Source organism: Streptomyces sp. NPDC054834 (assembly GCF_053611185.1).
This window is the reverse complement of sequence record NZ_JBSGZV010000019.1, coordinates 15195-29437: the sequence shown is the minus strand read 5'-3', so window position 1 is coordinate 29437 and position 14243 is coordinate 15195. Positions and strand designations below refer to the sequence as shown.

Below are 14243 nucleotides of genomic sequence, written 5' to 3'. Positions count from 1 at the left end.
CCGGCCGCGTCCGGGCCGGCGGCCCAGCCCTCACCGGTCCCGGCGTGTGGGCGGGCGGCGTGTCACGGCTCGCGGACCGGTGATGGGCCGTCGCAGGGCGCCGGGGCGCGAGGTCTCGACGGGGTGGTGGTCGGTCTCGTAACCGCCCGCCACGTTCTGGCGGATCTCGCCGGTCGGTACTCCTTCCGCCAGGCGGTGTCGCTCCGCCTCCACCAGGGCCAGGCACACCCACCGGGTCAGGAGGAACGCGGCCACCGGGGCCAGCACCAGCGCGACGCGCAGCACCCAGGTCAGGGTGTTCACCGAGACCCGGAAGCTCTGCGCGACGATGTCGTTGGCGCCGGCCAGCAGCAGCACGCCGTAGAAGACGGTCCCGGCGACGCCCAGGCCGGTCCGTACGGGACGCTCGCGCGGCCGGTCGCACAGGTGCCGTTCCTGGTGCCACTCCCCCGTCAGGCGCTGCTCCACGAAGGGGTACGCGTACAGCACGAGGAACAGCAGGGCGGGCAGCACCACCGCGGGGAGCAGCACGTTCCACATGAAGGTGTGCCCGGCGATGTTCGTCTCCCACGGTGGCACCAGCCGCAGCGCGCCCTCCAGGAAGCCGACGTACCAGTCGGGCTGGGAGCCGGTGGAGACCAGGTCCGGCCGGTAGGGGCCGTAGACCCAGACCGGGTTGACCTGGGCGACGCCGGCCAGCAGCACCAGCACGCCGAAGACGGTGAGGGACAGCCCGACGGAGGAGGCGGTGAACTGCGGGACGAGCGGTTTGCCGAGGACGTTGGCGTTGCCGCGGCCCGGCCCGCGCCACTGGGTGTGCTTGAGATGGAAGACCAGGATCAGGTGCACGGTGACCAGGCCGATCAGCGCGCCGGGCAGCAGCAGGATGTGCACCGGGTACAGCCGGGTGATGATGTCGTGGCCGGGGAACTCGCCGCCGAAGACGAAGAAGCCGACGTACGTCCCCACCACCGGCACGGAGGTCATGATGCCCTGCGCGATGCGCAGCCCGGTGCCGGAGAGCAGGTCGTCGGGGAGCGAGTAGCCGGCGAAGCCCTCGGCGAGGGAGAGCACGAACAGGGTGAGCCCGATGACCCAGTTCAATTCGCGGGGCCTGCGGAAGGCGCCGGTGAAGAAGATCCGCAGCATGTGCAGGCCGATCGCGCCGACGAAGACCAGCGCGGCCCAGTGGTGCGTCTGCCGCATCAGCAGGCCGCCGCGTACCTCGAAGCTGATGCGCAGGGTGGAGTCGAAGGCCGCCGACATCAGTACCCCTTGCAGGGGTGTGTACGAGCCGGTGTAGACGACCTCGCGCATCTCGGGCTCGAAGAAGAAGGTCAGCCACACGCCGGTGAGGACCAGCACGAGGAGGCTGTAGAGCGCCAGTTCGCCGAGGAGGAAGGACCAGTGCTCGGGGAACGCCTTGCGCAGCAGCGACCCGGCCTCGACGGCCGGCAGCCGGGCGTCCACGGCGTCGGCGAGCCGTTCACCGCGGGATGCGCGATTCCGTCCGGGCGGCCCGGGCGATGTCACGTCTGCTCCGGTTCCGCGGCCGCCCGCTGCACCTCCGCCTCGGTCTCGGTCCGGGACCTGCCCGTCTCCTTCGCGTACTCGCCGAGCGCCGTCTGCACCTCGCGGGCCAGGTCGCGCCAGGCTCGCAGGGCCGTCTCGTAGGTCGACGACTGGGCGCCGGTCCACTGTGCCTGGGCCGGAGGCCCGTACGCCTCGCGCAGGGCCATGGCCCTCGCGTGCGCCGCCTCGGCCGCGCGCTGCTTCTCCACGAGCTCTTCGAAGGTGTGTGCCACGGCAGGACCCTAGGCAAGGCGGCGGTACGGACCCCGGCGACCTGCCGTATGCACCCCGCACGCGCACCCGTGTGGCGGGTGGGCCCGCGCGGGTCAGCTGTCGAGTACGAGTTCGGACCAGACCTGCTTGCCGCCGCTCACCGGGAGCGTGCCCCAGGCCGCCGACATGGCCTCCACGAGGAGGATGCCGCGGCCGCCGGTGGCCTCCCAGCCGACGCTGGTGGGCTTGATCGGGGTGCGGGGCGAGGCGTCGGTGACGGCGACGCGCATCCGGTGGTTGACGAGGGTGAGGTCCAGGCGGACCTGGCCGTCGGTGTGCACCAGGGCGTTGGTGACGAGCTCGGAGACGACCAGCAGCACGGGGTCGATGTCCTCGGCGGGCACCTCCCAGGCGCGCAGGGTGCGCCGGGTGAAGCGGCGGGCGTGCCGGACGGCCTCCGGGACCCGCCACACCGTCCAGCCCTCCCTGAGCGGGCGGACGGCCATGCCGTCGTAGCGCATCAGCAGCAGGGCGACGTCGTCCTCGCGGTGGGCGCCGGCGAGCAGTGTGTCGGCGACGATGCCGAGGTGGGCGGGGTCGGAGGCGGACAGGTCGTGGGCAAGCCGGTCCATCCCGTCGTCGATGTCCTCCTCGGCGGACTCCACCAGGCCGTCCGTGGTCAGCGCGAGCACCGTGCCGGGCTGGAGCCGGAGCGGGGTCATGGGGAAGTCGGCCTGGGCGAGCACGCCCAGCGGCGGGCCGCCCTCCGCCTCCACGACGGTGGTCGTGCCGTCCGGGTGGCGCAGCACCGGCGGCACGTGCCCGGCCCGCACGCACCAGGCGGAGCCCTCCTCCATGTCGACGTCGACGTAGGCACAGGTGGCGAAGAGGTCCGTCTCCAGCTCCATCAGGAGACGGTTGGCGTGGGCGACCACCACGTCCGGCGGGTGCCCCTCGGCCGCGTACGCGCGCAGGGCGGTGCGCATCTGGCCCATGAGGGTCGCGGCGCCCGCGTTGTGGCCCTGTACATCGCCGATGACCAGGGCCACGTGGTTGTCGGGCAGCGGGATCACGTCGTACCAGTCGCCGCCGACCTCCAGCCCGGCCGTGGTGGGCAGATAGCGGGCGACCGCGACCCCGCCGGGCAGCTTGGGCAGGCGGCGCGGCAGCAGCGTGCGCTGGAGCATGCCGACCAGTTCGTGCTCGGCGTCGAAGGCGTGGGCGCGCATCAGGGCGTGGCCGGCCAGCGTGGCCGCGGCGGTGAGCAGGGCGCGCTCGTCGTGGCCGACGTCGTGCGGACGGTCCCAGCCGATCAGGCAGGCGCCCGCCATCCGGCCCCCGGCGGGCAGCGGCAGGACGGCGAGGCCGCCGGGGCCGACCTCGGCCAGGGCGGGCTCCAGAGAGGTGTCCGCCGGCCAGATGTGGATGCGGCCCTCGCGCAGGGCGGCGGCCAGCGTGGGCATCGCCCGGACCGGCGCGTCCGGCCACTCGGTTCGCCACTCCGTGCGCCACAGCTCGGGCCAGACCTCCGGTTCGGGCGGGTCGAGGACGGTGACCACCAGGCGGTCGTTCTCCAGCTCGGCCAGGGCGATCCGGTCGGCGTTCAGCGGCCTGCGCAGCGCGGCGACCACGGCCTGGCTGACGTCCTTGACGGTGCCGGCGGTGGCGAGCGCGGCGGCGAGGCGCTGCACGCGGGCCACGTCGGTGACGTCGGAGCGCAGTGTGGAGGCGTCCGCGACGGTGCCGACCAGGCGGGCCGGAACCCCGTCGCCGCCGGGCAGCAGCCGGCCGCGCAGCCGCAGCCACTTGGGCGAGCCGGACGGCTGGAGGATGCGGAACTCCAGCTCACGGTCGCCGATGGACATGTGGTCGGCCTCGACGGCCGACATCAGCGCGGGCAGGTCCTCCGGCACGGTCCGGCCGAGCAGGGTCTCCACCTTGCCGTCGAACTCCGCCCGGTCCATCCCGAACAGCTCCAGGATCCCGTCGCCGACCTCGATGCGGCCGGTGTCCATGGCCAGGCTGAAGGCGTCGGCGGGCAGCTCGCCGGTGTCGGCGGCGCGGGCCGGAGGGCGCCAGGCGACGGCCTCCGCGATCAGTTCCAGGCAGGCGCGGTCCTCGGTGCCGAAGCCCCCTGGGCTCTCGGTGACGGCTACCAGGCAGCCGCCCGCGTCCATGGGAACCGGCAGGACGGCCAGGAAGAAGTCCGGACAGGGGGTGCGCCGCGCCTCGGGGCAGTCGGCGAGTTCCTCGGGCCCGAGCCACACCGGTCGCCCCCCGCGGTGGACCCCGGCGGCCGGGGACCGGCCGGCGGCGGGATAGCTGTCGCGCAGCCCGTACAGCGTGCGCGGCAGGCCGGCCGACTCCAGGAGGCACAGGGAGGCGCCGTTCTCACCGGGCGCGTACACGCCGGCGAACGCCGCACCGGCGAAGACGAGGGCCTGTTCGAGGACGCGGCGCAGCCGGTCGGGAGAACCAAGATCGGCGGTGACCGTTTCAAGGGCAAGTTCGGCACGCTCCGTTCTCGTTCTGCGCACCGCCGCACCCTCACTGACCACGTTCGCCATTACAGCGCTTATGGAAGCCCCGCGCAGCCCCTGTGACGGTTCGGGGGAGCCTGGGGCCGGCCGACGCTCGAAACGCACCGAACATGTCTTGACCCATGCGTTCCGCACAACGATCTCGTGACAGCGGTGACTGTCCGCGACCACCGGGGTCTGGAAAGTTCGTTGCGGGCCAAGGAGGGGAAGGCATGGACAAGCGGTACGAGGTGTACGCGCTCGCCGACAGTCACTTCTACGACACGCCCGACCGGCTGTCCGCGGCCGGTCCGGACGCCGCACCGCTGTACGACACGGCGCGCCGCGAGGTCCCGGAGGGCTGGCACGCGGGGCGCACCGGCGACTGGCTGACGCTGACGCCGCTCGACGCGGACGGCGCGCCGCTGCCGTCGCCCGCGCAGGGCTGGAAGATCCACGCCTCGGCGACGCGGGCGGACGCGGAGCGGATCGCGGCGATCGTGTGGGACTACTGTGTGCCGCGGCGCATTCCGTTCAAGTTCGTGCCGGCCCCGCATCTGCTGCACCTGCGCAACGCCAAGTACGCGGGCCGTGACACCAGCGGCAAGTTCGTCACCGTCTACCCGGCCGACGAGGAGCAGCTGCACCGGGTGCTGAACGAGCTCGGCGAACTGCTCGCCGGCTTCGAGGGGCCGTACATCCTGACCGATCTGCGCTGGCACGACGGTCCGCTGTACGTGCGTTACGGCGCCTTCGCGCGCGCCTATGTCGTCGACGAGCGCGGCTCGCTGGTCCCCGCGGTGCGCGACGGCGAGGGCCGGCTGGTGCCGGACCGGCGCGCACCGTCCTTCCAGGTTCCGGAGTGGGTGACCCTGCCGTCCTTCCTCGAGCCGCATCTGGCGGCCCGTAACACCACGACGGTCGGCGAGCTGCCGTACCGCATCGAGAAGGCGCTGCACTTCTCCAACGGTGGCGGCGTGTACGCGGGCACCGACACCCGTGACGGACGCCGGGTGGTGCTCAAGGAGGGGCGGCCGCACGCGGGGCTCGCCGCCGACGGCGCGGACGCGGTGGCGCGGCTGGAGCGCGAGAAGGCCGCGCTGGAACGGGTCGCCGGGACCGGAGTGGTGCCCGAGGTGCGGGACTGGTTCACGCTGGGCGAGCACCGCTTCCTGGTCATGGACTTCATCGAGGGGCGGCCGCTCAACTCCTTCTTCGCGGAGCGGCACCCGCTGCTGACCGCGGACCCGGACCCGGAGGCCGTCGCCGGCTACACGGCGTGGGCGCTGCGCATTCACCGGGCGGTCGAGCAGGCCGTGGAGGCGGTGCACGCGCGCGGGCTGGTCTTCAACGACCTGCACGTCTTCAACATCATGGTCGCGCCCGACGAGGAGTCGGTGTTCCTCATCGACTTCGAGGCCGCGGCCCCGGCCGCGGAGATGGGCCGCCAGGTCATCGCCCACCCCGGCTTCTTCGCGCCGCCCGACCGCCGCGGCAAGGACGTCGACCGCTATGCGCTGGCCTGCTTACGGCTGGCCCTGTTCCTGCCCGTGACCACGCTGTTCGTGGTCGACCGGGGCAAGGCGGCGCATCTCGCCGAGGTGGTCGCCGAGCAGTTCCCGGACGTGCCGCGCGCCTTCCTGGACGAGGCGGTCGCGGAGATCACCCGGGACGCGGCGGGCGCGGCCCGCGCGGTGGGGCCGATCCAGCCGGTGGAGCCGGGCGACTGGCCCTACAGCCGGGACTCCATGGTCAAGGCGATCCTCGCCTCGGCCACGCCGGAGCGCGACGACCGGCTCTTCCCCGGCGACATCGCGCAGTTCGGCGACGGCGGCGGACTCGGCCTCGCACACGGCGCGGCGGGCGTGCTGTACGCGCTGGCGGAGACCGGCGCGGGCCGCCACGAGGAGGGCGAGCGCTGGCTGCTGGCCCGCACCGCACCGCCGCCGCCCGGCACCCCGCTCGGTCTGTACGACGGTCTCGCGGGCGTCGCCCTCGTCCTCGACCGGCTCGGTCACCGGCAGCGCGTCCTGGACCTGGTCGGCGGCATCCTCCGGGAGAAATGGCAGCACCTCTCCTCCGACCTGCACGGCGGACTGGCCGGCCTCGGCCTGGTCCTGGACTCGCTGGCGCGCACGACCGGCGAGCGGGAACTCGCCGAGCGGGCCGCCGAGGCCGCGGACATCCTCGTCGGCCGCCTCGCCGAACCGGTCCCGGACGGTCCCAAACGGCGGGCGGGGCTGCTGCGGGGCGCCACCGGAGCGGCGCTGTTCCTGCTGCGTCGCTACGAGTCGACCGGCGAGCCCCGGCTGCTGGCGGCCGCCGCCGAGGCGCTGCGCCGCGATCTGGCGCGCTGTGTGATGCAGGTCAGGACCGGCGGCCTGGAGGTGGACGAGGGCTGGCGGACCCTGCCCTACCTCGGTGACGGCAGCGCCGGCATCGGCCTGGTCCTCGACGACTTCCTCGCCCACGCCACCGGCGACAGCGAGGAGTTCGAACGGGCCCGGGCCGGCATCCTCGCCGCCGCGACCTCCCGCTTCTACGCACAGCCCGGCCTCTTCCAGGGGCGCGCCGGAATGATCCTGCACCTCAGCCGCACCACCGCGCCGGGCGCGACACCGTCCCGGCTCGCCGGACAGATCGCCGGGCTCGGCTGGTTCGCCATGGCCTACCAGGGCCAACTGGCCTTCCCCGGGCACCAGATGATGCGGCTGTCCATGGACCTCGCCACCGGAACGGCCGGGTGCCTGCTCGCGCTCGCGGCGGCCCTCGACGGCGAGCACCGCGCACACCTGCCGTTCCTCCCGCCGTCACCGGCGGCCCCCACCACGCGGCTCCGCGACCTGACGGAGTCGTGACACCACCCCGTCCCCACCAAGGGGTTCAGGGGAACCGACGCACCACCCACCGAAAGGAAACCGAGATGGCACTCCTCGACCTTCAGACCATGGAGTCCGACGAGCACACCGGCGGCGGCGCGAGCACGGCGAGCCTGCTCTCCTGCGTCTCGGCCGCGAGCGTCCTGATCTGTCTCTGACGCATACCGCGCCCATGGCTCCGGGCGGCCCTCTCCCACGGGAGGGGGACCGCCCGGGGCTTCACCCGCTGTCCCTCTGTCTCTGCCGCGATTGCCTCTTCCTCGTTTTCCTAGTTTGTCTCTTCCTCGTTTGTCTCTTCCTCGATGCGAGGTCCGCAGCCCGATGACGACCTGCGCCGACGACGACCCGGTGGCCGCCCCGACCCGCACCCTGCTGCGCGGGGCGACCCGGCACGACGCGGCCCGTTGCGCCGCCCTGTGCGCGGTGAGCTGCGCCACCACCGCCGTGGGTCTGCTGCTTCCGGCCGTACTGGGCCGGACCCTCGACCTGCTGCTGGCGCACGGCGCGGCGGCCCGCTGGGTGTGGTGCTGCGCGGGGCTGGTGGTGACGCTGGCCGTCCTCGACGGGTGCGAGAGCGTGCTGGCCGGCACGGTCGACGCGCGGGCCACGGCGTGGCTGCGGCGGCGGTTGGCCGGGCACGTGCTGGCGCTGGGCCCGCGCGCCACGGACCGTTTCGGCCCCGGTGACCTCGTCGCCCGCCTGGTCGGCGGCGGCGCTCAGGCCGGGACGGCGCCCGGCGCCCTCGCCGCGCTGCTCGCCGCGCTCGCCGGGCCCGTGGGGGGCGTGGTGGCGCTCGGCCTGATCGACTGGCGGCTGGCGGCCGTCCTGCTCGCCGGCGCGCCGTTCCTCGCACTGCTGCTGCGCGCCTTCGCCCGCGCCACCTCGAGCTGCGTGGCGGACTACCAGCGGGTCCAGGGCGGGATCGCGACGGCCCTGGCGGAGGCGGTCGGCGGCTCCCGCACGATCCGCGCGGCGGGCACCGAGGAGCGGGAGACGGCACGGATCCTGCGGCCACTGCCCGAACTGTCCCGCGCGGGGCACCGGATGTGGCGGGTGCAGGGCCGGGCCGCGGCGCGGGCGGTGGCCGTGGCGCCCCTGCTGCAACTGGCCGTCGTCGCCGTGGCCGGGTTCCTGCTCACCCGGCACCGGCTGACCGTGGGCGAGGTGCTCGCCGCCTCCCGGTACGCCGTCCTCGCGGGCGGTGTGGGCGTACTCGTCGGCCGGGTCGCCGCGCTGTCCCGGGCCAGGGCGGCGGCGCGCCGGCTGGGCGAGGTGCTGGCCGAGCCCGCGCCCGCGCCCGGCACGCGCCGGCTGCCGCCCGGTCCCGGGTGCCTTCGGCTGCGCGGCGTCACCGCCCGGCGCGGCGGACGCACCGTGCTCGACGGCGTCGACCTGGACGTCCCGGGCGGCACGGCCCTCGCGGTGGTCGGCCGCTCCGGCGCGGGCAAGTCCCTGCTCGCGGCCCTCGCCGGGCGGCTGGCCGATCCGGACGCCGGGGAGGTGCTGCTCGACGGCGTGCCGCTGCGCGAGATCGCGCAGGACGACCTGCGGGCGGCCGTCTCCTACGCCTTCGAACGCCCCGCCCTGCTCGGCACGACCATCGACGACACCATCGCCCTGGGCCGCCCCGCCCTCTCTCCCGACCAGATCCGCACCGCCGCCCGCCGGGCACACGCCGACGCGTTCGTACGCCGGCTGCCGCGCGGTTACGCCACCGCCTGCCGGGACGCCCCCCGCTCCGGCGGCGAGTCCCAGCGCCTCGGCCTCGCCCGCGCCTTCGCTCACGGCGGGCGGCTGCTGATCCTCGACGACGCCCTCTCCAGCCTCGACACGGTGACCGAGCACCACGTCACCGAGGCCCTGCTGACCGGCGACACCCGTCCCACCCGCCTGCTCGTCGCCCACCGCGCGGCGACGGCGGCCCGCGCCGACACGGTGGCCTGGCTGGACGGAGGGCGGTTACGGGCGGTCGGGCCGCACGCACGGCTGTGGCGGGACCCGGCGTACCGGGCGGTGTTCGGCAACGAGGAGGGGCTGTCATGGTGACGGTGCGGGCGCTGGGAGTGCTGCGATGGCGGGTGCTGGCCCGGCTGGCCGGCTGGTCGGTGCTGGAGGCGGGGCAGACCTTCCTGGTCGGGTACGCGCTCGCGCGGGCCCTGGACGAGGGGTTCCTGGCCGGCCTGGTCCGGGCCGGACTGCTGTGGCTCGGCGTGGCGGCGCTGGGCGTGGCCGTCGGGGCGTACGGGACCGGGCGGGTGTACGGGGCCGTCGCCGCGCTGGTCGAACCGGTGCGGGACCGGCTCGTGGAACGGGTGGTGGCGCGCGGGGTACGGGAGGCGGACGGGGCGGCGCTGTCCGGGCTCACCCAGCAGGTGGAGATCGCGCGGGACAACCTCGCGGGGCTGGTGATGGTCTCGCGGTCGTTCGTCTTCACCGCGGCGGGTGCCCTTGCCGGTCTCTTCTCCCTCTCTCCGCGGCTCCTGCTGGTGGTCGCGCCGCCGCTGCTCGCCGGGGTCGGCCTGTTCGCCGGCACGCTGCGTCCGCTGGCCCGGCGGCAGGAGGCCTTCCTCGTCGCCGACGAGGCCCTCGCCGAGCAGTGGGGCACGGTCTGCCCCGGGCTGCGCGACGTGACGGCGGCCGGCGCGGAGACACAGACCGGCGCCGACCTGCGGGCCCGCGTCGACGCCGAACTGCTGGCCGCCCGCTCCCTGGCCCGCTTCGGCGTCCTGCGGGTGGCGTCCCTGGCCCTGGGCGGACAGCTGCCCGTCGTCCTCCTCCTCGCCACCGCCCCCTGGCTGCTCGCCCACGACGTCACCCCCGGCGCCCTCGTCGGCGCCCTTGCCTACGTCACCCAGTCCCTCCTGCCCGCCCTGCAGAACCTCATCCACGGCCTCGGCACCAGCGGCTCCCGCCTGACGGTGGTCCTGCGCCGCCTGATCCCTCCGGGTGAGGCGCAGAACCGACCGGTACCGCGCCCGTCGACGCCCACGGATCCCTGGGCCACGGGCCCGGCCGGGGCCTTCACGGGCACGGGGCCCGAACCGGGAGGGGCTGACCCCCGTCCTTCGGACCTCCGTCTCTCGGACCCCCGTGCTCGCCCCACCGCGGCGCCCGCCCGGCCCCCCGGCGAAGGCGCGGAAACCGCGGGCGTGACCGTCCGGCCCGGCGGGGACCACGCCCAACCCGTGGGCACGTGCGGGCAGCCGGCTCCCCCGCCCGCGCCGGCCCCGTCCCCGGATGCCCTCGCCCTCGCCTCCGTCACCTTCGCCTACGGACCCGCCAGTGAACCCGTGGTCGACGGGCTGGAGCTGCGGGTGCCGGACGGTGGGCATCTCGCCGTCGTGGGGCCGAGCGGGATCGGGAAGTCGACGCTCACCGCTCTGGTCGCGGGGCTGCTGGCGCCCGCGGGCGGGGCGATCCGGGTGTACGGGCACCCCGTACCGAGCCGGGAGGCCACCGCGCGGCGGGTGCTGATCCCGCAGGAGGCGTACGTCCACACCGGCACACTCGCCGAGAACCTGGAGCACTTGCGCGCCGGCCCGGTGCCGGAGGAGGAGCTGCTGGCAGCCGCCGACGCGATCGGACTCACGCCGCTGTCGAAGACCCTGGGCGGGCTCCGCGCGCCGGTCGAGCCGGCGGCGCTGTCCGCCGGCGAGCGGCAGCTGATCGCCCTCACCCGGGCGTATCTGTCCCCCGCGCCGCTGGCGCTGCTGGACGAGGCGACCTGTCATCTCGACCCGGAGGCGGAGGCGCGCGCGGAGCGGGCCTTCGCCGAGCGCCCCGGCGGCACCCTGGTGGTCGTCGCCCACCGCATCAGCTCGGCGCGCCGCGCGGACCGGATCCTGGTGATGGACGGCCGCCGCACGGCGTACGGCACCCATGACGAGCTCCTCGCGGCCTCCCCGCTGTACCGGGACCTGGTCGGCGGCTGGACCCCCGCGTCGGCCGCCGGGCCGTCACAACCAGCCCTCCCCCTGTGAGATGCGGATCGCGTCGATCCGGTTGCGCGCCCCGGTCTTGCGGGTGATCGCCGCCATGTAGTTCCGCACGGTCCCGTGGGACAGGTGCAGGCTCCCGGCGATCTCCGCGATGGACGCTCCCCCGGCCGCCAGCGACAGCACGCTCAGCTCGCGCCGCGTCAGCGGCATCTGAGCGGCCTTGAGGAATCCAAAGCCCAGCGAATCGTCGACGAAACGTTCCCCCTCGGCGACACGCCGGATCGCGCGCACAAGTCTCTCCGGCGCCCCCTCCTTGTCCACGTAGCCGAGCGCCCCCGCCTCGACCGCCCGTCTCAGCAGCCCGGGCCGGTTCTTGCCGGCCAGCACGATCAGGCGGGGCGGCGCGGAGCCGGGGCCCCGCGGGCACAGTTCACCCAGTGGCGGCACGCCGAGGCCGTCCGCGTATTCCAGGTCCGCCGCGCACACGTCCGGCCGTAAGGACCGCACCCGTGCGGACGCGCCGCGCCACGACGTGTCGTCCACCCGCATTCCGGGTTCCCGGCGCAGCCACTCCGCCAGGACCGATCGCACCAGACACGCGTCATGCACCAGAAGCACTCCGATCACTGCCACCCCTTCGGCTCGCCGTACTTCGTCCAGGTGTGAGCCCCTGTTCGGGGCTCCTAGCGCGTGCCCCATTGTTGGCGGGCATGACCCCTCGTAGGCGCGAAGAACCGGCCATCAGGGTGCGCGGGGGCGCATACACGGCGCTCGTACGCCGCCCCGCGCATCGACTGTGGGGGCATGGTCCGGGACGGACGGGGTACAAGAAGGCACCCGGCCCGGCCGGGACGGCTCACCGTGCGCCGGGCACGGTGACGAGGGAGCCTTGACCTCTGGGGATGCGACGCGCGGGCCGTGCGAGGAGGTGGTCGGCGTGTCCGACGGGCAGACGTCCGGGCAGGCACCGGCCGCCGCCGAGGCACAGGTCGAACAGCCGGTGCTGTCGGTGGCACTGGCCGCGATGATGGACGAGGTCCACGCGCACTCGGGGGCGGTGTACCTGCTGGCACCCGACCAGCCGGTGCTGGAGATGGCCGTGATGGCGGGACTGCCCCGGGCGTTCGCGGCGCCCTGGGAACGGGTGGGACTGAGCGCGCCGATCCCGGTCGCCGAGGCGGTGCGCGAGCGGCGGCTGGTCTGGGTGGGCGGCAAGGAGGACATGGCGCGCCGCTATCCGCGTATCGCGGTGGTGCTGCCGTATCCCTTCACCCTGGCCGCCGTACCCGTGGCGACCGCGAACACCGTGTACGGCTCGGTCTTCGTGACCTGGCCCGGCTCGCACCCGCCGGCCCTGTCCGACGGGGAGCGGGAGCATCTGACGGCGGCCTGTGACCGGCTGGCGAGGCGACTGGAGCGGGCCGCTCGGGCGGACCGCCCGCCGAGACGCGAACCCGATCTGCTGGCGGCGCCCCCGCTGACCGGCGTGGCCGGCAGCCTGGGCACGGTGGAGGCGGCCCGGATGGTGGCGCGGCTGCCGTACGGGCTGCTCTCGCTCGACCTGCACGGCCGGATCGCCTTCGCCAACGAGGCGGCCGGCGAACTGCTCGGCAAATCGGTCGGCGACCTGCTCGGCATCCAGCCGTGGGCATCGGTGCCCTGGCTGAACGACCCCGTGTACGAGGACCGCTACCGGGCCGCGCTGATCAGCCAGCACATCACGTCGTTCGTGGCGCTGCGCCCACCGGGTACCTGGCTGTCGTTCCGGCTGTACCCGAGCACGACCGGGCTGAGCGTGCGCATCAGCCGGGCCCGGGCGGTGGCGGAGCCGGCCCGGGACACGGCGAGGTCCGACGACACGGGCCCGTCCCGGCTGGTGACCATCTCCACGGTGCTGAGCCTGGCCGGCGCGCTGACCGAGGCGGCGGGCGTGGAGGACGTCGTCCAGCTGGTCGCGGACGAGATCGCCCCGGCCGTGGGCAGCACGGCCCTGGTGATGCTCGGCTCGCGGGGCGGCCGGCTGCACGTGCTGGGACACCGCGGGTATGCGGACCCGCACGTCGTCGAGCGGTTCCACGGGGTGCCGCTGGGCGAGCGGACGCCCGGCACACAGGCCCTCTCCAGCGGGGTGCCCGGCTTCTACGACTCCCGGGAGCAGCTGGAGCGCGTGTACCCGCATCATCAGACGTCCCCGGACGGCTTCGCGGCCTGGGCGTACCTGCCGCTGATCGCCTCCGGGCGGCCGGTGGGCACCTGTCTGCTCGCCTACGACGAACCGCATGTCTTCCCCGCGGAGGAGCGGGCCGTCCTGACGAGCCTGGGCGGCCTGATCGCGCAGGCCGTGGAGCGGGCGCAGCTGTACGACGCCAAGCACCGGCTGGCGCACGGCCTTCAGGAGGCCCTGCTGCCGCGCTCGCTGGCCCGGCTGCCGGGCCTGGAGGCGGCCGCGTGCTATGTGCCCGCGACCCAAGGTATGGACATCGGCGGCGACTTCTACGACCTGGTGCCCGCGCGTCCCCTGCCGGCGGCGGTGATCGGGGACGTCCAGGGACACAACGTGACCGCGGCCGCGCTGATGGGGCAGATCCGCACCGGGGTGCGCGCGTACACGACGGTCGGCCAGCCGCCGCAGGAGGTCATGCGCGGCACCAACCGGCTGCTCATCGACCTCGGCGCCGACCTGTTCGCGAGCTGTCTGTACCTGCGGCTCGATCCGGCGCACGGGCGGGCCGTGATGTCCCGCGCGGGGCATCCGCCGCCGCTGCTGAGGCGCCCGGACGGGAAGGTCCGGGTGCTGGATCTGGCCGGGGGCCCGCTGCTGGGCATCGACGCGTCGGCGACGTACCCGACCACACAGGTCTCCATCGCCCGCGGCTCCGTCCTCGTCCTCTACACCGACGGTCTCGTCGAGTCACCCGGCACGGACATCGAGGACTCCCTCACGGACCTGGGTGAACTGCTCACCGAGATCGGGGACCTGCCCCTGGACCGGCTGGCCGACGAGCTGGTCCGGCACAGCCCGGCCGCCCGGGAGCGGGGCGACGACGTGGCGGTGCTGCTGCTGCGGGCGCTGGGTGAGTAGAAGGGGACGAGGGGACGAGGGGACGAGGGGAACGAGGGGA

General features: G+C 74.6%; 9 protein-coding genes. 5 read left to right on the top strand and 4 right to left on the bottom strand.

All coding sequences use genetic code 11. The features are described 5' to 3' along the window. Positions 1–30: 30 nt before the first annotated feature. The 3 genes from qcrB to ACWGJM_RS24810 all read right to left on the bottom strand — a co-directional run bounded on the left by qcrB (position 31) and on the right by ACWGJM_RS24810 (position 4352). Entirely contained in the window at positions 31–1533 is a 1503-nt protein-coding gene (gene qcrB / locus ACWGJM_RS24820) for a cytochrome bc1 complex cytochrome b subunit (RefSeq protein WP_453413884.1), read from the bottom strand. Then, positions 1530–1805, bottom strand: coding sequence for a hypothetical protein (locus ACWGJM_RS24815; protein WP_453413883.1), 276 nt, complete (start codon positions 1803–1805; stop codon positions 1530–1532). The genes qcrB and ACWGJM_RS24815 overlap by 4 nt, the downstream gene beginning before the upstream one ends. 93 nt (positions 1806–1898) lie before the next feature. Beyond that, complete coding sequence (locus tag ACWGJM_RS24810; RefSeq protein ID WP_453413882.1) at positions 1899–4352, bottom strand: SpoIIE family protein phosphatase; 2454 nt, start codon at positions 4350–4352, stop codon at positions 1899–1901. A gap of 185 nt (positions 4353–4537) precedes the next feature. Between ACWGJM_RS24810 and lanKC the strand changes: the two genes are divergently transcribed. From lanKC to ACWGJM_RS24790, 4 genes are all read left to right on the top strand, one after another. Further along, a complete protein-coding gene (gene lanKC, locus ACWGJM_RS24805; protein ID WP_453413881.1) occupies positions 4538–7162 on the top strand; it encodes a class III lanthionine synthetase LanKC in 2625 nt (874 codons plus the stop codon). Between the two features lie 65 nt (positions 7163–7227). Next, positions 7228–7341, top strand: coding sequence for a SapB/AmfS family lanthipeptide (locus tag ACWGJM_RS24800; RefSeq protein ID WP_453413880.1), 114 nt, complete (start codon positions 7228–7230; stop codon positions 7339–7341). Positions 7342–7504: 163 nt separating this feature from the next. Then, complete coding sequence (locus tag ACWGJM_RS24795; protein WP_453413879.1) at positions 7505–9229, top strand: ABC transporter ATP-binding protein; 1725 nt, start codon at positions 7505–7507, stop codon at positions 9227–9229. Continuing rightward, positions 9223–11163: an ATP-binding cassette domain-containing protein gene (locus tag ACWGJM_RS24790; protein WP_453413878.1), complete on the top strand. Its 1941-nt coding sequence runs from the start codon at positions 9223–9225 to the stop codon at positions 11161–11163. Before ACWGJM_RS24795 ends, ACWGJM_RS24790 begins: the two co-directional genes overlap by 7 nt. Here ACWGJM_RS24790 and ACWGJM_RS24785 read toward each other — a convergent pair. Then, the gene (locus ACWGJM_RS24785) at positions 11140–11748 is read right to left on the bottom strand and encodes a LuxR C-terminal-related transcriptional regulator (RefSeq protein WP_453413877.1); all 609 of its coding nucleotides are present in this window, start codon (positions 11746–11748) and stop codon (positions 11140–11142) included. The two genes, ACWGJM_RS24790 and ACWGJM_RS24785, sit on opposite strands and share 24 nt — an antisense overlap. 301 nt (positions 11749–12049) lie before the next feature. On the opposite strand from ACWGJM_RS24785, the gene ACWGJM_RS24780 reads away from it, so the two are divergent. Continuing rightward, entirely contained in the window at positions 12050–14203 is a 2154-nt protein-coding gene (locus ACWGJM_RS24780; protein WP_453414001.1) for a SpoIIE family protein phosphatase, read from the top strand. Positions 14204–14243: the final 40 nt, after the last annotated feature.

What these genes read in the sequence shown, in the direction of transcription:
- ACWGJM_RS24810 (WP_453413882.1), bottom strand. Translation starts at nt 4,352, where the DNA reads ATGGCGAACGTGGTCAGTGAGGGTGCGGCGGTGCGCAGAACGAGAACG.
- lanKC (WP_453413881.1), top strand. Translation starts at nt 4,538, where the DNA reads ATGGACAAGCGGTACGAGGTGTACGCGCTCGCCGACAGTCACTTCTAC.
- ACWGJM_RS24800 (WP_453413880.1), top strand. Translation starts at nt 7,228, where the DNA reads ATGGCACTCCTCGACCTTCAGACCATGGAGTCCGACGAGCACACCGGC.
- ACWGJM_RS24795 (WP_453413879.1), top strand. Translation starts at nt 7,505, where the DNA reads ATGACGACCTGCGCCGACGACGACCCGGTGGCCGCCCCGACCCGCACC.
- ACWGJM_RS24790 (WP_453413878.1), top strand. Translation starts at nt 9,223, where the DNA reads ATGGTGACGGTGCGGGCGCTGGGAGTGCTGCGATGGCGGGTGCTGGCC.